Genomic DNA, 20,969 nt, shown 5'->3' on the forward strand with positions numbered 1-20,969 from the left:
CCCGGAGCCCTCCCGTCGCCCGACCACCGCCCCCCAACGATCAGCCTTCGGCTGACACACTGGCCCTCCCGTCGCCCGACCACCACCCCCCAACGATCAGCCTTCGGCTGACACACTGTCTCTATGCGCATTGTGGTTCTGGCCGGCGGTATCGGCGGCGCCCGCTTTCTCCGCGGCCTCAAGCAGGCCGCGCCGGACGCGGACGTCACGGTGATCGGCAACACCGGTGACGACATCCATCTGTTCGGGCTGAAGGTCTGCCCCGACCTCGACACGGTGATGTACACCCTCGGCGGTGGCATCGATGAAGAACAGGGCTGGGGGCGTACGGACGAGACGTTCCAGGTCAAGACCGAGCTGGCGGCGTACGGCGTGGGGCCCGAGTGGTTCGGCCTCGGCGACCGCGACTTCGCCACCCATATCGTCCGCACGCAGATGCTCGGCGCGGGCTATCCGCTGAGCGCCGTCACCGAGGCGCTCTGTGCCCGCTGGAAGCCCGGCGTACGGCTGCTGCCGATGTCCGACGACCGCGTCGAGACGCATGTCGCCGTCGATGTGGACGGCGAGCGCAAGGCCGTCCACTTCCAGGAGTACTGGGTGAAGATGCGGGCGTCCGTGGAGGCCCAGGCGGTCGTCCCGGTCGGCGCCGACCAGGCCAAGCCCGCGCCGGGGGTGCTGGAGGCGATCGCCGCGGCCGACGTCATCCTCTTCCCGCCGTCCAACCCCGTGGTCAGCATCGGCACGATCCTGGCCGTGCCCGGTATCCGGGAGGCCATCGCCGAGGCGGGTGTCCCGGTCGTCGGCCTCTCCCCCATCGTCGGGAACGCGCCGGTGCGCGGCATGGCCAACAAGGTGCTCGCCGCGATCGGCGTCGAGTCGACGGCCCAGGCCGTCGCCCTGCACTACGGCTCGGGGCTGCTCGACGGCTGGCTGGTCGACACCGTGGACGCCGCGGCCGTGGCCGGGATCGAGAGCGCGGGGATCCGCAGCCGCGCCGTCCCCCTGATGATGACGGACCCGGCCGCGACCGCCGCGATGGCCCGTGAGGCGCTGGCGCTGGCCGAGGAGGTACGGGCATGACGTCGTACCGCGTCCGCGCCCTGCCCGGACTTCCCGAGGTCCGGCCCGGCGACGATCTCGCCAAGCTGATCGTGGCCGCCGGTCCCGGGCTCGTCGACGGCGATGTCCTGCTGGTCACCTCCAAGATCGTCTCCAAGGCGGAGGGCCGGATACTCGCGGCCAATGATCGTGAGGCGGCCATCGAGGCGGAGACCGTACGGGTCGTCGCACGGCGCGGACCCCTCCGCATTGTCGAGAACAAGCAGGGTCTGGTCATGGCGGCGGCCGGCGTCGACGCCTCCAACACCGCCGCCGGAACAGTGCTGTTGCTGCCCGAGGACTCCGACGCCTCCGCCCGGGCGATACGGGAGGGGCTGCGGGACGCGCTCGGCGTGGACGTCGGGGTGATCGTCACCGACACCTTCGGACGGCCCTGGCGCAACGGCCTCACCGATGTGGCGATCGGGGCCGCCGGCGTGCGCGTCCTGGAGGATCTGCGCGGCGGGACCGACGTCCAGGGCAATCCGCTGAACGCGACCGTCATCGCCCTCGCCGACGAACTGGCCGCCGCCGGTGATCTGGTGAAGGGCAAGGCCGAGGGGCTGCCGGTCGCCGTCGTGAGCGGCCTGGGCCACCTCGTGGGCGACACGGACACGGACGCGCGGGCGATGGTGCGGGTCGCCGCGGACGACATGTTCCGGCTCGGCACGTCCGAGGCGGTGCGCGAAGCGGTCACCCAGCGCCGTACGGTCCGGGAGTTCACGGACGAGCCGGTCGACCCGGGAGCGGTACGGCGCGCGATCACGGCCGCCGTCACCGCCCCGGCGCCGCATCACACGACACCGTGGCGGTTCGTCCTCCTGGAGTCACCCGGATCGCGGCTGCGCCTCCTCGACGCCATGCGTGACGCCTGGGTCGCGGACCTGCGCCGTGACGGCAAGTCGGAGGAGTCCATCGCCAACCGGGTCCGCCGCGGCGACCTCCTGCGCAAGGCGCCGTATCTGGTGGTGCCGTGCCTGGTCACCGACGGCTCGCACACCTACGGCGACGCCCGGCGCGACGGCGCGGAGCGCGAGATGTTCGTGGTCGCCATGGGCGCGGGCGTGCAGAACTTCCTGGTGGCGCTGGCCGGTGAGCGGCTCGGTTCCGCGTGGGTCTCCTCGACGATGTTCTGCCGGGATGTCGTACGGGACGTGCTGGACCTGCCCGCGGACTGGGACCCGATGGGCGCGGTGGCGGTGGGCCACGCGGCGGCTCCGCCGAGGGAACGCCCGGCGCGGTCGCCGGAGTCCTTCCTCACGGTGCGGTAGCCGGTCTTCTCACCGCCCGGTTCTCGGCGCCCGGTGCTCACAGCCGGGTTCTCACCGCTCGGTACTCACAGCCGGGCGATGTTCCGGACCTCCATCCGGGGCGCCCTGCGGGCCGGGGTCCGGCCGCTGAGCAGGATCAGCCGGGTCGCGCGGTGCCGCTGACCGGCGTACGGGGCGAGGAGTTCGAGCATCGCCGCGTCGTCGGCGTCCCGGTCGTCCGCGAGCGCGTGGCCGATGATGCCGGGGAGATGCAGATCGCCGACGGTGACGGCGTCGGGGGCGCCGTTGGAGCGCTGCACGACCTCGGCGGCGGTCCACGGGCCGATCCCGGGGATCAGCTCCAGCCGGGCGGCGGCGCGCTCCGGTTCCATCGCCGCGGCCTCCTCCATCCGGCGCGCGACCCGGACGGCGCGCAGGATCGTCGAGGAGCGCTTGGCGTCGACACCGGCCTTGTGCCACTCCCAGGACGGGATCATCGCCCAGGTCCGGGCGTCGGGCATGACGTACAGCCGCTCGTGCGCGAGTCCCGGGGTCGGGCCAGGGGCGGGCTCGCCGTGCCCGCGCACCAGGATCCGCCAGGCGCGGTACGCCTCGACGGTGGTGACCTTCTGCTCCAGCACGGACGGGATCAGCGACTCCAGCACCAGCCCGGTGCGGCAGAGCCGCAGTCCCGGCCGGCGCCGCTGGGCCTCGACGACGAGGCGGTGCCGGGGGACGAACGCGTCCGGGTCGTCGCCCGCGCCGAGCAGTTCCGGAAACTGCTCCAGCATCCACGCGGCGCCCTCGCCCCACGCCTCGGCCTCCACGACGCCACCGCGCCGCACGACCCGCAGCGTGCCGGGCCCGGCGGGCGTCCGGGAGGCCCGCCACACGGAACCGTCCGGGTAGGCGCGAAAGGTCGGATCGGCGGGCCCGCGCCTGAGCGGCCCGAGCACGAGCCCGAGGTCGTAGGGGTCGGGGGGCGTCCACTGGCGCCGCAGCCCGGGGCCCTGCCCGGTGCGGGGCGCGGGCGCGCGGCGGGGCGCGGGTACGGGTCGTTGTGCGAAGCGTCCAGCCACGGTTGCGGTCCTCGGAGGTCGGGGTCACCCCCGAGGCTAGGCGCTGCGCTCGTTGGCGGGGGCGGGGGGTCGTTGTGCGTTTCGGCGGCTGCCGGTGGTCAGCGGGAGCCACACCGCACCCCGCACCCGACCACGCACCCGCACGCCGCCGGAGGCGCACCGCACCACGCACCCCGCCGGGGGGCGCAGCACCCCTATGCGTCGGAGGAGAACCGCACCGCCCCCGCCGGCAGCACCGCGTCGCACCACACCCGTACCCCCTGCCTCAGTTCGTTGTCCGCACCCACCACCGCCCCGTCCCCCACCACCACGTCCGACAGCACCGCCCGCGCCCCCACCCGCGCCCCCGTGCCTATCAGCGAGTTCGTGATGACCGCGCCCGGTTCCACGATCGCGCCGTCCAGGATCGCGCTGCCCGCGACGCGCGCGCCGTCGCCGATCAGGGCCGCCGGGCCGATCACCGTGCCGCCGGTGAGCTTCGCGTCGGGGGCGACCGTGGCCGTGGGCAGGATCAGGCGTTCGCCGCACCGGCCCGGGACCGCCGGGGACGGGGCGCGGCCGAGGACGAGGTCCGCCGAGCCGCGTACGAAGGCCTGGGGGGTGCCCAGATCGAGCCAGTACGTGGAGTCGACCATGCCCTGGAGATGCGCGCCGGCGGCCAGCAGGCCGGGGAAGGTCTCCCGTTCCACCGAGACCGGCCGGCCCTCCGGGATGGAGTCGATCGCCGAGCGCCGGAACACGTAGGCGCCCGCGTTGATCTGGTCGGTGACGATCTCCTCGGGTGTCTGCGGCTTCTCCAGGAAGGCCGTCACCCGCCCGTTGGCGTCGGTGGGGACCAGACCGTAGGCGCGCGGGTCCTCGACGCGTGTCAGGTGGAGGGAGACCTCCGCGCCGGACGACGCGTGGGTCCGCACGAGCGCCCTGATGTCGAGGCCCGTCAGGATGTCGCCGTTGAAGATCAGCACCGGGTCGTCGGGCCCGGAGTCCAGCCGGGAGGCGACGTTCCGGATGGCGCCTCCCGTACCGAGGGGTTCCCGCTCGGTCACGTACTCCAGGCTCAGACCGAGGGAGGAGCCGTCGCCGAAGTAGGGCTCGAAGACCTCGGCGAGATAGGACGTGGCGAGGACGATGTGTTCGACGCCCGCCGCGCGTGCCCGTGCCAGCTGGTGTGTGAGGAAGGGGACACCGGCCGCCGGCACCATCGGCTTGGGGGTGCGGGCGGTGAGCGGCCGTAGCCGGGTGCCCTTGCCGCCGACCAGGAGGATCGCTTCTGTCACCGTGTCGTCTCCGCTTCCTGCTGGGGTCGGCGCTTCCGTCCGTACATGCATACACGTACGCGCACAGAGAACCGACCAGTGTTCGCGACCGCTCGCGTCAGCGGCGCTGGTATGTGCCCGCCGACTTGCGTACGGCGCTGAGCTTCCCGTAGAGCCGGTTTCCCGGGCAGTCCGTGGAGAATCCGTCCCGGTGCCCGGAGATGGCGTTGAGCCTGACCTTTCTGCCCTTGCCGTACTTTCCGCTGCCGCCGGATGTCAGCGTGACCTTCCCCCGTGCGTGGATGCCGTGCAGCCCGAGCTTCCACGCGGAGAGCTTGGCGACGGCGGTTGTCGCGGCGGCGCGCGGATTGGTGCCGCCGTAGGTGCCGAGGACGGCGATGCCCACGCTGTTGGTGTTGAAACCGAGTGTGTGGGCGCCCCGTACGGGCCTCGTCACTCCCCCGGCGCGGCCTTCGTAGATGTTTCCGCACTTGTCGATGGCGAAGTTGTAGCCGATGTCGCGCCAGCCACTGCTCTTGACGTGGTAGCGGTAGATACCGCGCAGGACGGAGGGCGCCTGCTTGCAGCTGTAGTTGTTGCCCGTGGCGCTGTGGTGGACGAAGGCGACCTTGACGGTCCTTGAGTAGCCGAGTTGTTTCTCGCGGAGCCTCTCGTCCGCGCCCCATCTCTTGCGCGGGATGATCCGCGGGCGCGGTGCGGCGTACGACCTCGCGGAGTCGGGGAGCACGGGCGGTGTCCCGGCCCTGGGCAGGGTCGGGGGCGCGTCCTCGGGTGCGGGCCAATCGCCGCTGCCCTCGGGGGAGATGGCGGTGTCGGGCAGGGGCCGGCCGTCGTCCTGGGGGTCCTCTCCCGGGTCGATCAGTTCGAGCCGTAGCCCGTGCGGCAGCGGCGTGTGTGTCGGTCCGCTCCCGTCCTCCTCGGCGGCCCGTACGCGTAGTTCCACGCCGTCCGAGCCACCGACCCAGAGCGGGGCGGTGGAGCCGCGCGTGTGTCCCGAGTCCCGCTCCGTCGTACCGGGGTCCGCGCCGTGTTCCTGATTGTGCGTCTCCAGGTCCTGCCAGTCGGACCAGAGGTGTGAACCGGTCGCGCGGGTACGGACCTGGACCGTGCCGTGGAGTTCGGCGTCGGCGTCGTCCCAGACGACTCCGAGCAGCGAGAAGGGACTGACGTCGCGTCGCGTCACGCCCTGTTCCGCGGCGCCCATGGACCGGTTCGAGCCGACCGTGCTCAGGGGAAGCGACTGGGTGGAGCCCGGTTCGGCGGGCGTCCCCGTGTGCTGTGTGGCCTGTGGGACTTGTGGGGCGGCGCTCGCGCCCGACGGGGACAGCGGGAGGACCAGGGCGGCGGTGCACGCGACGCCGATCGAGGTTGCAAGTGAGGCACGCATGTGCCGATCCTGGGCGCGACCCGACCACCACGCAGGTCGGGAAAACTGACGGCCCGTCGGTCCAACCGGTGTACCCCGTCACCGGTACGGCGGTGGCACTCCGGCGCTCCGGCGTACCCTTTCCCGGGTGAACTCCAGCGACCGTACCCCCGCCGACCTGCTGCGATCCGCTCTCGCCACAGACCCGGCCCGCCCCTTGGTCACGTTCTACGACGATGCCACCGGTGAGCGCGTCGAATTGTCCGTGGCCACCTTCGCCAATTGGGTGTCCAAGACCGCGAATCTGCTTCAGGGCGATCTCGCCGCCGCGCCCGGCGACCGGCTCGCGCTGCTGCTTCCCGCGCACTGGCAGAGCGCGGTGTGGCTGCTCGCCTGCTCCTCGGTCGGTGTGACGGTCGAGATCGGTGGTGATCCGGCCGGCGCGGATCTGGTGGTCAGCGGCCCCGACACGCTGGACGCGGCGCGCGCGTGCCACGGCGAGCGGGTGGCGCTCGCGCTGCGTCCGCTGGGCGGCCGTTTTCCGCGGCCGCCCGAGGGCTTCGTGGATTACGCGGTCGAGGTGCCGGGACAGGGCGACCGGTTCGCGCCGTTCGCGCCGGTGGATCCGGACGAATCCGCGCTGATCGTCGATGGTACGGAGCTGTCCGGGGCCCAACTCGTCGCGCGGGCGGGCGCGGACGCCGTGGAGCGCGGTCTCACGCCCGGCTCACGGCTGCTGTCGGGGCTGGCGTACGACAGTTGGGACGGACTCTCGGCCGGGCTGTACGCCCCGCTGGCGGCGGGCGGATCCGTCGTGCTCTGCCGCAATCCCGGGAAACTGTCTGCACAGGCGCTCGAACAGCGCGTCACGAGCGAACGCGTGACCGACCGGGCGATGTGACGCGCGGCGGGCGGGCAAGGCCGCCACCGGTCAAACCCGCCCGCCCCGAAGGACGTACGGGAGTGGGGGTCCTCCCATCTGAGAATCCGCTGAGAAAAAACCTCCGTAAAACATATTATCCGTTACATAACGGACCCTGTTTCCAGGGTTGTCGCCCAACCTCGGTTACGTGATCGGCGATACCTGCGACCCGTGGCACAACCAAGCGCGGCGCTCGCCCGTCTACCCCTGCAACCGGCGGCCCAGTGCGCCGCCGACGCCCTGAAGGATGGACGCAGACGTGACCGACAGTGCTGGCACGGCGACCGAACCGGACACCGAGTCCGGCAGACAGCCGTCGACCGGAGCGCCCGGGCTCGTGGGCGAGGACACCGAAGCCGCCGCCCCGCCCGCCGGCCCCAACCCCAAGCACCACTGGCTGCGTTGGGTCGCGCTGGGCACCTCCGTCGCCATCCTGGCCACCGCCGCGGCCGGCTGGTGGTTCTACCGGAAGCTCGATGGGAACATCACCACCGACACCTCCGCCGCCGCCGAGTTGCACACGTACGAGAAGGAACGCCCCACCCCGGTCGCCCTCGACGCGCAGAACATCCTGCTCATCGGCTCCGACAGCCGCTCCGGCGACGGAAACGGCAAGTACGGGCGGGACGACGGCGGTTCACAACGCTCCGACACCACGATCCTGCTGCATCTCGCGGCGGACCGGAAGAGCGCGACGGCCATGTCCCTGCCCCGCGACCTGATGGTGGAGATACCCAGCTGCGCCAGGCCCGACGGCACCCGGAGCCAGGCCCAGTTCGCGCAGTTCAACTGGGCGTTCGAGGCCGGCGGCGCCGCCTGCACGATCCGTACGGTCGAGAAGCTCACCGACATCCGCGTCGATCACCACATGGTGGTCGACTTCAGCGGCTTCACGGAGATGGTGAACGCGGTGGACGGGGTCGAGGTCTGCCTCGACGAGCCGGTCAAGGACGTCCAGGCGCTGCTCGAACTGCCCGCGGGCCGGCAGACCCTCGACGGCGAGCAGGCCCTCGGCTTCGTACGCGCCCGCCATGGCATCGGCGACGGCAGTGACACCCAGCGCATGGATCGCCAGCAGCGATTCCTGGGGGCGCTCTTCAAGAAGGTGCAGAGCAATGGGGTGCTGCTCAATCCGGCCCGGCTCTATCCGGTGCTGGACGCCGCGACGAAGTCCCTCACCACCGACCCGGGGCTGAACTCTCTCAGCGACCTTTACGAACTGGCACGCTCCATGCGGAGCGTACCGATGGAAAAGGTGCAATTCCTGACCGTGCCGCGACAGCCGTACGCCCAGGACCGGAATCGCGATGAACTCGTTCAGCCCGCCGCGACGACCCTCTTCGAGCAGCTGCGCGAGGACAGCCCCGTTTCGGTCTCTCCGGACGAGACGGACACACAGGACGAGAAGAACGAGGAGAAGAGTGACGACTCCGTGAAGAATTCGGGGAACGGCAGCGAGAGCGACAGCGGCTCCCCCGCACCGGGGAGCCCTTCCCCGGCCCCCACTTTCCAGGGGACAAACGCCGCGGTGGGCATGTGCGGGTAAAGCCGGACCCAAAGGCAGCTCTTCAGTCCATGAAGATTGGGCAGATTGCCCGCTTGTAAGGGATGAGGAATTTGTCACTGGCGTCGCTCGACGTCGAACGGGACGGATAGTGTGACGCGATCCGGTGCATCCGGCCGCCAGGTCGCGCACTACAGGATCGAAAGACCGAGCGTCTTCGGGGGAAGACGCCTCGCGTGGCACCGACGGAGGATTCAAGCAACCGTGGATGCGCATAGCCGTGGGCAGGCGGACGATTTCGACCCCGCCGACCAGTGGGTCCTCAACCCGCAGACCGGTAACTACGAACTGCGACTGGACCACTCCACAGGGCAGCCGCCCGCCGCCCCCCAGCCTCGTGGCTCCAGAAGAGCGGGCGCCCCGCGAAAGGAGCCCGCGCGTCCCTCCACCGACGAGGGACCGCGGACGCGAGAAGAACCGCGCGTGGAATCCCGCGCGGATTCGCGTACGGAGACACGTACGGAATCCCGTTCCGGGGCGCGCGGTCGTGGTGGGACGCGCGCCAACGTTCCGGGCCAGCGCAGCCGTCGCGCGGGAAAGGGCCAGACCGAAGCCGCGAACGCCGCCGCCGCCGTCGGCCGCCGCAAGCGCAAACCCCAGAAGTCACGCAAGAAGAAGGCGCTGGTGTGGACCGGCGGTGTGATGGCCTTCCTCCTCGTGGGCCTCACCGTCGGCGGGTACTTCGTCTACCAGCACTTCAACGGCAACATCGACACGATCGACGTGCAGGGCGCGGGCAGTGGCGGCTTCAAGAAGGACCAGCCCGTCAACATCCTGCTGATCGGCACGGACAAGCGGACCGGCGCGGGCAACGAGGGGTACGGCGACGCGGGGAGCGTCGGCCACGCCGACACGACCCTGCTGTTCCATGTCTCCAAGGACCGTACGAACGCGACGGTGCTCTCCATCCCGCGTGACCTGATCACCGACATCCCCGACTGCGAGACCAACACGTCCGAGGGCAAGAAGGTCATCCCCGGCACCTCGCAGGCGCGCTTCAACACCAGCCTCGGCCAGGACGAGCGGGACCCGGGCTGCACGATGCTCACGGTCAAGGAGCTGACCGGGCTCACGGTCGACCACTTCATGATGGCCGACTTCAACGCGGTCAAGACGATGTCGACCGCGGTGGGCGGTGTGGAAGTGTGTGTGGCCAAGGACGTCGACGACCCGAAGTCCCACCTCAAGCTGAGCAAGGGCACCCACACCATCGAGGGCGAGCAGGCGCTCGCCTTCGTCCGTACCCGGCACGCCTTCGGCAACGAGAGCGACCTGACCCGGATCGAGACCCAGCAGCAGTTCCTCAGCTCGATGATCCGGAAGATGAAGTCGGGCGACACGCTCACCAGCCCCAGCAAGCTGTTCAAGCTGGCGGAGGCCGCGACCGACGCGCTGACCGTCGACACCGGCATCGGCAGCATCCAGAAGCTGAGCGATCTGGCCATGGAGCTGTCGAAGGTCGACCCGAAGAACATCACCTTCATGACACTGCCGGTGCTCGACAACCCGGCGGAGGTCGTCAAGGCCACCGTGGTCGTCAATGAGGCCAAGGCCGACCCGCTGTTCTCGATGATGCAGAACGATGTCTCCCTCACCGAGGTGCAGCAGAAGGAGGAGGAGGCGGAGAAGGCCGCCAAGAGCAAGCAGGAAGCGCTCCTCAAGGGGACCAAGGCCGACGCGTCCGACGTGCGGGTCGATGTGTTCAACGGCGGTGGTCCGCAGGGCTCCGCGCAGGAGACCCTGAACTGGCTCCAGAACACCGAGGGCGTACTGAAGTCCACCAACAAGGGCAACGCCCCCGCGGATGTGGCCAAGACGACCCTGGAGTACGCCCCCAACCAGGCCGACCAGGCACGGGCGCTCGCGGAGATGATGGGGCTGCCCGCAGCGGGCATGAAGCCGGGCACCGAGGACGCCGTGGGGCTTGAGGCGATGACGCTGACCCTCGGCAAGGACTTCAAGGGCGCGGGAGTGCCCATCACCGGAGCGGCGAAGGCGCCGGAAGGTGTGCAGAAAGTGGAAGCGGACAAGCAGGTCTGCGCCAAGTGAGACCGGAGCGCCGGCCCATTCGGACGGCCTGAAGAGGGAGTCTGGATGGGTCAGAGCAGCGTACGACGGGAGGGGACGCGCCAAGACGTCTCGCATGCCGGGGAGTTGGGCTGGGACGACAGCCTGTACGACGGTGAGCGAGCACGGCCGGACGGCGCGCCCGCCGGGGGCGGACCCCGCGACGGCGGACACGCCGGCGACGGCATCGACGACGGCAACGGCGGCGACAGCACCGGCACGGGCCGGCTCGCTGAGAAGGGACGCGGCAAGGGCGGGCGCGGTGGCAGGCCGCGCGGACGCTCGAAACGCGGCCCCTGGCGAATACTTCGCTGGGTCGCCGCCGGGCTGGCACTGCTGCTGCTCGGGACGGCCGGCGCCGGCTATCTCTACTACCGCCATCTCAACGGCAATATCCGCAGCGGCGAGCGCAACAACGGCACCAGCGGGCTGGACAAGCCCGCGGCCAACTCCGCGGGCCAGACCCCGCTGAACATCCTGCTGATCGGCTCCGACAGCCGGGCCGACCCCGAGAACGTCAAACTGGGCGGCAGCAAGGACACCGCGGGCAACCCGCCGCTCGGCGACGTACAGATGCTCGTCCATGTCTCCGCCGACCGGAAGAACGCCTCGGTCGTGAGCATCCCGCGCGACACCCGGGTCGACATCCCGGAGTGCAAGGACGCCGACACCGGCAAGACCTATCCGCAGACCAACGCCATCATCAACGAGACGCTGGCCCGCGGCGGCCCCGGCTGCACCCTGGCCACCTGGGAGAAGCTGACCGGCGTCTATATCGACCACTGGATGACGATCGACTTCGCGGGCGTCGTGAAGATGGCCGACGCGATAGGCGGTGTCGATGTCTGTGTCAGGAACAACGTCTGGGACCGGCCGCTGCCCGGGGTTCCGGGAGGCTCGGGGCTGAAGCTCACGGCGGGTACGCATCAGATCCAGGGTGAGCAGGCGCTCCAATGGCTGCGTACGCGGCACGCCTTCGAGAGCGACCTCGGCCGCGCCAAGGCCCAGCACATGTATATGAACTCGATGATCCGCGAGCTCAAGTCGCAGAGTGTCTTCACCGACACCGCCCGGCTGACCGGTCTCGCGGAGGCGGCCACGGATTCGCTTGAGGTCTCCGAGGAGATCAGTACTGTCAAGAAGCTCTTCGATCTGGCCATGCAGCTCAAGAGCGTGCCGACGAACCGCCTCACCATGACGACGATGCCGACCGTGCAGGATCCGCAGGACGCCAACCATCTGGTCGCGGCCGAGACGGATTCCCGCAAGTTGTGGGCGATGCTCCGCGACGACGTGGCCTTCGACAGCAACGGCGACAAGGCGGAGACCACCGCGAAGAAGCCGTCCGGGCCGGCCACGAAGGACCCGGCCTCGGCGCCCGCCGACACCGGCGTGATCGTGCGCAACGGCACCGGCGGCACGCAGACCGCGGTGCCGCGCCGCGCGACCGATATCGCGAGCACGCTCAACGGCAAGGGCTACACCCTGGCCAAGGCCGACTCGCGGCAGACCCCGCAGGAGACCAGCACGGTCAACTATCCGAGCGCGGACATGGAGGGCGACGCCCAGGCGGTGGCCAAGGCTCTCGGTATTCCGCTGACGTCGGTGACGAAGTCGACGGACGTCTCGGGGGTCACGGTGGTCGTGGGCGCCGACTGGCGCAGCGGCTCGTCGTTCCCGAAGGAGGCCGAACCGGAGGCGGGCGGCGTCCCGGACACGGCGGACGCGATCAACGGCGCGAAGAAGGACGCCTGCATGGACGTCTACGCGCCGTACCGCTTCTAGGTCCTGTCCGGAAAGATCTACGAAGACGGCGGGCTCCGCGAAGACGGCGGGCTCCGCGAAGAGGTGAGCGCCGTCCGGTGATCCGCCGGACGGCGCTCAGGTCCATGCCGGGGAGTTACGCCTCGACCGGCCGCGCTGCCGGGCGGCGGCTCGCGATGACCTTCCTCGCCAGCGACCGCGGGCTGGTCAGGAAGCCGTACCCCCACGACATGTGCATGGTGGCCAGCGCGACCGGGATCTGTAGCCGGGCCTTCGGCGACAGCCCCTTGCCCGCCGGTACGGAGCCCGCCACGATCGCGGCGAGATAGCCGGCCGGTACGAGCAGGCCCCAGGGCGTCAGCACGGCGCCGACCAGGATGCCCGCGGCGATGGCGCAGACGGCCGTCGGCGGGGCGAGATACCGCAGATTGATCGAGCCGGAGTGGTAGCGGGCGACGACATGGCGCCAGCGCCCGTAGTCCTTGTACTGCTTGGCGAGCGCCCGGACCGAGGGCCGCGGGCGGTACTGGACGCGCAGCTCGGGCGAGAACCAGATGGCGCCGCCCGACTCACGGATACGGAAGTTCAGTTCCCAGTCCTGCGCGCGGATGAACTCCTCGTTGTAACCGCCCTGCCGCTCCAGCGCCTCGCGCCGGAAGACACCCAGATACACGGTTTCGGCGGGCCCTGCCTCGCCTCCGGTGTGGAACGCCGCGTTGCCGACGCCGATCTTCGAGGTCATGGCGGCGGCGACCGCGTTCTCCCAGTCGTTCTCGCCCTCGGCGTGCATGATGCCGCCGACGTTCTGCGCGCCCGTCTCCTCCAGGAGCCGGACGGCGGTCGCGATGTAGTTCGGCGAGAGCATGCCGTGCCCGTCGACCCGTACCACGACGGGGTGCCTGGACGCCTTGATCGCGGCGTTCAGCGCGGCAGGGGTGCGGCCTGTCGGGTTGGGCACCGTCGTGACGCGGGCGCGCTCATGGGACGCGGTCTCCCGTACCAGCTCCGCGGCGATCTCGTCCGTACGGTCCGTGGACGGGCCGAGCGCGATCACCACCTCCATCTCGCCGTCGTACTCCTGCTCCAGGATGTGCCGGACGGAGTTCCTCAGATGGCGTTCCTCATTGAGCACCGGCATGATCACGGAGACCGCGGGCGGCAGGGCAGGCATGTGGTCCTTCAAGGTCCTTCGGCGGCGGTATGACCGCCCACGTTACCGCGAACGGGGGACAGCGACGCGCGCCGCCCAGTTGCGGCCCGGCGTCGCTGATCGTATGGGCCTACCGTGCACACGGTCCCCTCACCACCCCCCTTCACGCACGGTTCCTGTTCACGCGGAGGTGTTTCCCCGTGCCCACGCCGCCCCGCACCACCCACCGTCCGGCCCCTTCCCGGCGGCCGGGGACGCCCCGGCGACCGCGCTGGGGAATGCGGATGGCGACGACCCTGTCCGTACTGGTTCTGGGGGCCGGCGGGATCGGCCACGCGGTGATGACCAGCCTCGACACCGGCATCGACCGGGTCGATCCGTTCAAGGACATGAAGAACCGCCCGTCCGCGGGTCACGGTCTCAACCTCCTGCTGGTCGGCACGGACCGCCGCGACAAGATCACGGAGGAGGAGCGGCAGAAGTACCGGCTCGGTGGCGAGCCCTGCAACTGCACCGACACGGTCATGCTGGTGCATCTCTCCGCGGACGGTGACCGCGCCAGCGTCGTGAGCGTGCCGCGCGACAGTTACGCGGAGCTTCCCGAGCACACCGACGCGGCCACCGGCAAGCGTCATGAGCCGCACGCGGTGAAGCTCAACGCGGCGTACGCGGAGGGCGGGCCGCATCTGACGGTCAGCACCGTCGAACGCATGACGGGGGTGAAGATCAGCCACTATCTGGAGGTCGACTTCACCAGCTTCATGAAGACGGTGGACGCCCTGGGCGGCGTCGAGATCTGTACGCCCCGGGCGCTGAAGGACTCGTACACCGGGCTCGATCTGGCCCCCGGCACCCACAGCATGAACGGCGGCCAGGCGCTCCAGTACGTACGGTCACGGCATATCGACGGCGCCGCCGACCTCGGGCGGATGCAGCGCCAGCAGCGCTTCCTGGCCGCTCTGATCGACCGGGCCACCAGCAGCGGCGTCCTGTTGAACCCGGTGCGGTTCAAGGAGGTCTCCTCGACCATGCTCGCCTCGGTGCGGGCCGACGCGGGCTTCGGTACGGAGCAGTTGCTCGCCCTCAACGAGGCGATGCGCGGCTTCTCGCCCTCCTCGTCGGAGTTCACTTCGGTGCCGCTGGTCGGCGACGGCGTCTCGGTCAAGGGGGTCGGTGCCACGGTGAAGTGGGATCCGGTGAAGTCGCGGGAGCTGTTCCGCGCGCTGCGCGAGGACAGACCGCTGACATCGGCGCACGGGCCCGCGGCCCCGCGGCCGGCCGCCTCGCCGGCGGCCTCGGAGGCGGCGGCCCCGCAGTCGGCCGCGGCGGGGCCCGAGCCGGGACGGGAGTCGGGCTCGGGTCAGGAGTCGGCCGGACAAGGGGAATCGGCGAAGCGGGGGGAGCAGGCCAGGAAGGACGCGTCGGCCACGCCGGCCGTCTCCGCCGAGCCGGTCGCTGTGAGACCGCAGGACATCCGGGTGCAGGTCTACAACGGCACGCGAACGGAGGGCCTCGGCAAGCGGATCGACGACGCGCTGCACGCCACCGGCTTCAACACGACCCGTACGCCGCTCAACTCCGACGGACCGGATCTGCGGCGCACGGTCGTGATGTACGACCCGCGCTGGGACCTCTCGGCGAAGTCCCTCGCGGCGGCGCTGCCCGGCAGCGAACTGCGCGCGGTGAGCCAGCAGGGCGCGACGCTCAAGGTGATGGCGGGGACGGACTTCACGGCGGTGCGGCCGGTACGCGCGCAGGACGCCCCCAAGGGCCGGTTCGGGGCGACGACCGGCGACCAGGTGGTGTGCCGCTGACCAGGGCCGTCGGGGAGCCGGCTGCCCGGCGACCGGGCCTGCGCCGCTGATCAGCGATGGTCGTCGATGCCCTCCGCCGCACGCTTCGCCCGGAGCTCCTTGATCGCCTGTCGCCGGGCGAGCCGGTGCGTACGCCGGATCTGCGCTTCCTGGTGGCGGCGCTTGTCCCGCTCCGTCTCCGGGATCACCGGGGGTACGGTCCGGGGTCTGCCGTCCGCGTCCACGGCGGCGAAGACCAGATAGGCGCTGCCGACCTGGGTCGCCGGGGTGGACTCGTTCCAGCGCTCGGCCATGACCCGTACGCCGACCTCCATCGAGGACCGCCCGGTCCAGTTGACCTGGGCGCGGACATGGACGAGGTCCCCGACCCGCACCGGCACGAGGAAGACCATCTCGTCCATCGAGGCGGTGACCGCGGGACCACCGGAGTGGCGTCCCGCGACGGCGCCCGCCGCGTCGTCGACCAGCTTCATGATCACGCCGCCGTGCACCGTACCGAGGAGGTTGGTGTCGCTGACGGTCATGATGTGGCTGAGCGTGGTGCGTGAGGCGGAGGTGGGCTTACCCGGAAGATCGCTTTCCGGGGGTGGGACCTGAGCTGTCATGTCCTCCACCCTATGCGGGCGCTCCCCCGGCCCCTGGGGGCGCCCGGCTGGTCACCCAGGGCGACGCCAGTACCCCGGCGTGGTCCGCATTGCATCAGCTTGGCAACAGCACCGACCCGATTTCCCACCTCCCCTGTCTGGCGCGGGGCCCGGACCGGCACACTGTTCCGCATGAATGATTGGCCCGATGGATGGACCGGCGACAGCCGCGAGCGGAGCAACCGCTACGGGCGCGGCAGCGCGGGCGCGCAGCCCGAGGGCGCGCGTGTGATGCCGCATGTGCAGCCGCGCGGTGTCCCTCAGCAGTCGCAGGGGTACGACCGGGGCCATGAGCCCGGGTACGACAGCGGGTACAACACGGGCCAGGTCTACGGCTCGCCCCCCGGCGGCGGACAGGGCGGCTACGGCGGTCCGCCGCCGGGCGCCCCGCGCGGCCCGGGGCACGCGCCCGACTGGCGCCGCCGTATCAAGGTCGGCGCGCTGGCGCTGGTCGTGGTGATCCTCGCCGTCTCCATCGGCACGTACTTCTGGGCGGACGGGAAGCTCAGGCGCGAGGTCGATCTCTCCAAGGTCATCGACCGGCCGGAGCCGGGCGACGGCACGAACTATCTGATCGTCGGCTCGGACAGCCGCGAGGGCATGTCCGAAGAGGAGAAGAAGAAGCTCCACACGGGCTCCGCCGAGGGCAAGCGCACCGACTCGATGATGATCCTGCACGACGGGTCGAACGGTCCGACGCTGATCTCGCTGCCGCGCGACTCGAACGTGACGATCCCGTCGTTCCGCGGCTCCGAGTCGGGCAAGATGTTCCCGGCCACGGGCCGGCAGACCAAGCTCAACGCGGCGTACGCCGAGGACGGCCCCGAACTGCTCGTCCGTACCGTCGAGTTCAACACCGGCCTGCACATCGACCACTACGTCGAGATCGGCTTCGCGGGCTTCGCCAATATCGTGGACGCGATCGGCGGGGTGGAGCTGGACATCCCGAAGGCGTTCAAGGACAAGAAGTCCGGCGCCGACTTCCAGGCGGGCAAGCAGACCCTGGACGGCGAGCAGGCCCTCGCCTTCGTACGGACGCGGTACGCCTTCGCCAACAGCGACCTGGACCGTACGAAGAACCAGCAGAAGTTCCTCGCGGCCCTGGCCGCGCAGACGGCGACGCCCGGCACGATCCTCAACCCGTTCGCGTTCTATCCGACGATGGGCGCCGGGCTGGACACGCTGATCGTGGACAAGGACATGTCGCTGTGGTCGCTGGGCCAGATGTTCTTCGCGATGAAGGGCGTCACGGGCGGCGACGGAACGTCCATGAACATGCCGATCTCGGGCAGCGTGGGCGGCAATCTGGTCTGGGACAAGGCCAAGGTCAAGGAGCTGGTGAACCAGCTGAACAACGACGAGAAGGTCACGGTCACCGGCAACTGATGTCCGCCTCCTCCGCGGCGACCGTCACACGATGGCCGCCGCGGGGCCCGAAAACCTGTGTCCGGACGGACCACCGCCTGAAGACCTGTGTCCGGGCGGACCACCAGTAGTCCGTCACAGGCGGACATCGCGTACAACCTTCCCCCTGGCCCAAGGGTCGAATGTGCCGTAGATCAACGCGTGCGTGTTCCGATGGGGGACCCTTGAGAAAGATCACGGCCGTGATGACCACGGCCATCGCGCTCTCCGCATCCACACTGGTCGCCGCGCCGGCCGCCCGGGCCGCCGAGGTCAACCTGCGGTCGTTCGTGTGGAGCGCCGAGAAGGACGGCAAGATCCATGTGCTCTACGAGCACTGGGACCGGAACTCGCTCCCGTCCGACGTCACCGTCCGGATCCGAGCGAAGGGCAGTGACGCGGTACTCGCCACGCTGGGCCTCAATGACGCCGGGCGCTGCACCACCGCTTCCGCCTGCGAGGAGGAGCAGTTCTGGACCGATCCGGTCCAACTGCCCGCACTGGGTGTGTACACCGTGGACCTCGTGGTCCGGGCCGGCACGGCCGGCGAACTCCTCGACCGCGACAACGGTGAGGTCAACTACGGCCTCGCCCCGAAGCTGACCGCGACCGCCGACCGTCAGTCGGTGTCGTACGACCACCGCGTCGTCACGGTGAACGGCACGCTCTTCGCGCAGGACCCGAACACGCGCGAGGTCAAGCCGTTCGCGGGAGCCGGTGTCCACACCTGGTTCACCTCCCCGGACTTCAGGACGGTGACCGTCGACAAGACGGGACGCTTCTCCGTGCCCTTCGAGTTCAGCGGGTACGAGACCGGCGCGCGGCTCGACGTCTCGTTCCAGGGGAACGACGCGTCGTTCCCGGTGGCGGTGCGCAAGCAGCCGCTGAAACTGGCGGTGGACACCCCCGCCCGCTCGGTCACGGCCCCGTACGGCAGCGATGTCCCCGCGCGCGGCAAGGTGACCCGTACGGCGGACGACGGCACTGAGAAGCCGGCGGGCGGCGTCGGCGTCGTGGTCGACGGCCGGCACCTCACCAGCACCAAGGCCGACGGCACGTTCGCCGGTGCCTTCCCGGCCACACGGAACGGGGCCACGCGCCTTGAGCTGGGCCAGGAGCCATGGTTCGAGAAGGCGGTGTCCCCGTACGACTTCTCGGTCAAGACGGCCGCCACCAGCACGTTCTCGGCGATCGAAGCCGCTGTGGACAAGTACCGGAAGGTCACCTTCAGCGGCAAGCTGGGCGTCACCTCGGGCTCGTACCCCGCCGGGACGACGGGGCGCGTCTCCATCGACCACTCCTCGGACGGCCAGAACTGGTCGAGCGTGGGCCAGTTCACGGCCACGTACGGGACCGCGTTCACGCGGACCGCTCCCTTGCAGGGCACGACCGGCAGCTACTGGCGCCTGCGTCACCTGGGCGCCACGGGCGTGGAGAGCCGTGTCCACAAGCTCGGCCGTCAGTACACCGAGATCCGCGATGACGACGTCACGCCCGAAGGCGTGCGCAAGGGCACGAAGCTGACGGCCAAGGGCACGCTCAGGCAGAAGTCCGGCTCCACCTGGAAGGCGTACGCGGGTCAGAAGGTCCGCGTCTACTTCAAGCCCGCCACGAGCGGGGCGGCCTGGAAGGAGCTGGGCACCGCCACGACCCTCACCAACGGGACGTTCAGCAAGCAGTTCACCGCGCAGCAGGACGGCACGTGGCAGATGCGCTACGTCGACACGGTGAAGACGCACTACGCGTCCAGCGGTCGCGAGGACTACGTCGACGTCCGCTGAGGCCGCCCGGACGCGAACCGGGACGGGCCTTGGGACGGGCCTTGGGACGGGGGGGCCTCGGGCCGGGCGGGCCTCGGGACGGGCGGGGCCTCGGGATACGCGGGGCCCCGCCCCTCGTTCAGGTGATCGTGCCGATCGGGCGGAATGCGGCCTCGGGGAAGCCGGGTAGAGCAGGAACGACCGGCGGTCGGCCGACGAGAGGGGAGGGGCCGTGGGGCAGACACAGGACAGAGGTTCCGAGGACATCGTCCACCTGGCGCCGCAGGCGGCGAGGGCGGCGGCGTACTTCGACTCCCTGGGGCTCGGGTATCAGAAAGCGTTCGACGGCAGGAAGACATCTCAGATCCGGGCGGCCGAGCGCCTGATGGGACGGCTCGATCCCGGTGACCGGGTGCTGGATGTGGGGTGCGGCACGGGCCTGCCCACGGCCGGGCAGTTGTGTGAGGGCGGCATGGACGTCACCGGGATCGATGTCTCCGAGGGTCTGCTCGCCCACGCGCGCCGCCAGGTTCCGGGAGCGCGCTTCGTCAGGGCCGATCTCTTCGACCCGGACGTGGACTTCGGGCCGTTCGACGCCGTGGTGAGCTTCTACGCCCTCGTCGACCTGAGTGCGGACAAGTTCATCGCGGCGCTGGAGAGACTGCGGGATCTCACGGTCACGGGCGGCACGCTGCTGGTCGCCGTCTCGGAGCGGCGCACCGACGAGGAGGTGCGGTTCATGAAGACGACCTACCGTCCCGCGCTGTGCCGGCGTGAAGATCTCGGTGACTGGGCCCGCCAAGCGGGGCTGTGGGTGGACGAGTTGAACATCTGCCCCGAGCAGGGAGCCGAAGGACAACCCGAGACCGGTCTCTATCTCTGGGCCCGGCGCCCTCCGCGAAGGTCCCCTGTCCCGGCCTGAGCCGGGACAGGGGGGATGGCCGGTCACTGAGGCCCGGGCGGGACAAGCGGCGGGCCGCGCGTCGGGTCCTAGATCTGCTGGGCGATCTGGATGAGGTTTCCGCAGGTGTCGTCCAGTACCGCGGTGATGACCGGGCCCATCTCCACCGGGTCCTGGGTGAACCGCACCCCCAGCCCGCTCAGCCGCCTGAACTCGGCCTGTACGTCGTCCACGGCGAAGGATGTGGCCGGAATGCCGTCCTCGACCAGCGCGGTCTTGTACGGCTTGACGGCCGGATGGCCATCGGGTTCGAGCAGCAGTTGCGTGCCCTCGGGGTCCTGGGGCGAGACCACGGTGAGCCAACGATCCTTGCCGAGGGGGACCTCGGTCTTCTTCACGAAGCCCAGTACGTCCGTGTAGAAACGCAGGGCCTTGTCCTGGTCATCGACGAAAACGCTGGACAGGTGGATCCTCATGGGCTGTTCTCCGGGGATGTCGGCCTGAGCCATCGGGTAGCGATGCGCTCAAGCGGTTCGGTGTTCAGATCGTGGAATTTGTAGCGGCCCTCGCGCCGGGTCCGGACCAGTCCGACGGACTCCAGCACGGCGAGGTGCTGGCTGATCGCCTGGCGGGACAGCCCCAGTCCGTGCTTGGTCGTCAACCGTGCGCAGATCTCGAAGAGGGACTGCCCGTCTCGTTCCGCCAGCTCATCAAGAATGCGCCGACGAGTGGGGTCGGCCAGCGCCTTGAAAACATCATCTGCCACGAACCACACCATAGGCAAGTCACCACTTGCCTATCAAGGCCGGGCCGCCAGAATTACCCCCGGACTCTCGCCGCCGACGGCATGTGGAGCTTCGGCACGGCGGCGCTGGGCGCGGAGTTCCGCCGCCGCAGGCCGGCACCGGG

General features: G+C 70.2%; 17 protein-coding genes. 10 read left to right on the top strand and 7 right to left on the bottom strand.

What is annotated here, in order from left to right; translation table 11 throughout:
* The first annotated feature begins 123 nt into the window (after nucleotides 1-123).
* Complete coding sequence (gene cofD / locus ABTZ59_RS25040) at nucleotides 124-1,080, top strand: 2-phospho-L-lactate transferase (protein ID WP_351415588.1); 957 nt, start codon at nucleotides 124-126, stop codon at nucleotides 1,078-1,080.
* Complete coding sequence (locus tag ABTZ59_RS25045) at nucleotides 1,077-2,369, top strand: coenzyme F420-0:L-glutamate ligase (protein ID WP_351415597.1); 1,293 nt, start codon at nucleotides 1,077-1,079, stop codon at nucleotides 2,367-2,369. Before cofD ends, ABTZ59_RS25045 begins: the two co-directional genes overlap by 4 nt.
* 65 nt (nucleotides 2,370-2,434) lie before the next feature.
* On the opposite strand, the gene ABTZ59_RS25050 is transcribed toward ABTZ59_RS25045, so the two are convergent.
* The 3 genes from ABTZ59_RS25050 to ABTZ59_RS25060 form a co-directional block, all read right to left on the bottom strand.
* Nucleotides 2,435-3,427 (bottom strand): DNA-3-methyladenine glycosylase family protein, encoded by a 993-nt coding sequence (locus ABTZ59_RS25050; protein WP_503003588.1) that lies wholly within the window; start codon nucleotides 3,425-3,427, stop codon nucleotides 2,435-2,437.
* A 194-nt stretch (nucleotides 3,428-3,621) separates the two neighbouring features.
* Nucleotides 3,622-4,704 carry a mannose-1-phosphate guanylyltransferase gene (gene manB, locus ABTZ59_RS25055; protein ID WP_351415603.1) on the bottom strand — a complete coding sequence of 361 codons (1,083 nt, stop codon included), beginning with the start codon at nucleotides 4,702-4,704 and terminating at the stop codon, nucleotides 3,622-3,624.
* Between the two features lie 97 nt (nucleotides 4,705-4,801).
* The gene (locus ABTZ59_RS25060; protein ID WP_351415608.1) at nucleotides 4,802-6,091 is read right to left on the bottom strand and encodes a peptidoglycan recognition protein family protein; all 1,290 of its coding nucleotides are present in this window, start codon (nucleotides 6,089-6,091) and stop codon (nucleotides 4,802-4,804) included.
* Between the two features lie 127 nt (nucleotides 6,092-6,218).
* On the opposite strand from ABTZ59_RS25060, the gene ABTZ59_RS25065 reads away from it, so the two are divergent.
* The 4 genes from ABTZ59_RS25065 to ABTZ59_RS25080 all read left to right on the top strand — a co-directional run bounded on the left by ABTZ59_RS25065 (nucleotide 6,219) and on the right by ABTZ59_RS25080 (nucleotide 12,408).
* Entirely contained in the window at nucleotides 6,219-6,971 is a 753-nt protein-coding gene (locus ABTZ59_RS25065) for a TIGR03089 family protein (protein WP_351415615.1), read from the top strand.
* Nucleotides 6,972-7,239: 268 nt separating this feature from the next.
* Entirely contained in the window at nucleotides 7,240-8,538 is a 1,299-nt protein-coding gene (locus ABTZ59_RS25070; RefSeq protein WP_351415622.1) for an LCP family protein, read from the top strand.
* Nucleotides 8,539-8,760: 222 nt separating this feature from the next.
* A complete protein-coding gene (locus ABTZ59_RS25075; RefSeq protein WP_351415629.1) occupies nucleotides 8,761-10,605 on the top strand; it encodes an LCP family protein in 1,845 nt (614 codons plus the stop codon).
* Nucleotides 10,606-10,650: 45 nt separating this feature from the next.
* Nucleotides 10,651-12,408 (top strand): LCP family protein, encoded by a 1,758-nt coding sequence (locus ABTZ59_RS25080; RefSeq protein ID WP_351415634.1) that lies wholly within the window; start codon nucleotides 10,651-10,653, stop codon nucleotides 12,406-12,408.
* 115 nt (nucleotides 12,409-12,523) lie between these two features.
* On the opposite strand, the gene ABTZ59_RS25085 is transcribed toward ABTZ59_RS25080, so the two are convergent.
* Nucleotides 12,524-13,558: a glycosyltransferase family 2 protein gene (locus ABTZ59_RS25085; RefSeq protein ID WP_351415639.1), complete on the bottom strand. Its 1,035-nt coding sequence runs from the start codon at nucleotides 13,556-13,558 to the stop codon at nucleotides 12,524-12,526.
* A gap of 179 nt (nucleotides 13,559-13,737) precedes the next feature.
* On the opposite strand from ABTZ59_RS25085, the gene ABTZ59_RS25090 reads away from it, so the two are divergent.
* Entirely contained in the window at nucleotides 13,738-15,351 is a 1,614-nt protein-coding gene (locus tag ABTZ59_RS25090) for an LCP family protein (protein WP_503003592.1), read from the top strand.
* Nucleotides 15,352-15,401: 50 nt separating this feature from the next.
* On the opposite strand, the gene ABTZ59_RS25095 is transcribed toward ABTZ59_RS25090, so the two are convergent.
* A complete protein-coding gene (locus ABTZ59_RS25095; protein ID WP_351415642.1) occupies nucleotides 15,402-15,956 on the bottom strand; it encodes an acyl-CoA thioesterase in 555 nt (184 codons plus the stop codon).
* 171 nt (nucleotides 15,957-16,127) lie between these two features.
* Here ABTZ59_RS25095 and ABTZ59_RS25100 point away from each other — a divergent pair, with 171 nt between their 5' ends.
* The 3 genes from ABTZ59_RS25100 to ABTZ59_RS25110 all read left to right on the top strand — a co-directional run bounded on the left by ABTZ59_RS25100 (nucleotide 16,128) and on the right by ABTZ59_RS25110 (nucleotide 20,081).
* Nucleotides 16,128-17,381, top strand: a complete 1,254-nt coding sequence (locus tag ABTZ59_RS25100) for an LCP family protein (protein ID WP_351415646.1) — start codon at nucleotides 16,128-16,130, stop codon at nucleotides 17,379-17,381.
* 203 nt (nucleotides 17,382-17,584) lie between these two features.
* Nucleotides 17,585-19,180 (top strand): hypothetical protein, encoded by a 1,596-nt coding sequence (locus tag ABTZ59_RS25105; protein ID WP_351415649.1) that lies wholly within the window; start codon nucleotides 17,585-17,587, stop codon nucleotides 19,178-19,180.
* A gap of 211 nt (nucleotides 19,181-19,391) precedes the next feature.
* Nucleotides 19,392-20,081 (top strand): class I SAM-dependent methyltransferase, encoded by a 690-nt coding sequence (locus tag ABTZ59_RS25110; RefSeq protein ID WP_351415657.1) that lies wholly within the window; start codon nucleotides 19,392-19,394, stop codon nucleotides 20,079-20,081.
* Between the two features lie 68 nt (nucleotides 20,082-20,149).
* Here the strand turns inward: ABTZ59_RS25110 and ABTZ59_RS25115 are convergent, their stop codons facing one another.
* Together ABTZ59_RS25115 and ABTZ59_RS25120 are read right to left on the bottom strand one after the other, a co-directional pair.
* Nucleotides 20,150-20,536, bottom strand: coding sequence for a VOC family protein (locus ABTZ59_RS25115; RefSeq protein ID WP_351415662.1), 387 nt, complete (start codon nucleotides 20,534-20,536; stop codon nucleotides 20,150-20,152).
* Entirely contained in the window at nucleotides 20,533-20,826 is a 294-nt protein-coding gene (locus ABTZ59_RS25120; RefSeq protein WP_503003595.1) for an ArsR/SmtB family transcription factor, read from the bottom strand. Before ABTZ59_RS25120 ends, ABTZ59_RS25115 begins: the two co-directional genes overlap by 4 nt.
* Nucleotides 20,827-20,969: the final 143 nt, after the last annotated feature.

Origin of the sequence: Streptomyces sp. NPDC094034 (assembly GCF_040303865.1) — a bacterium.
GTDB lineage: Bacteria > Actinomycetota > Actinomycetes > Streptomycetales > Streptomycetaceae > Streptomyces.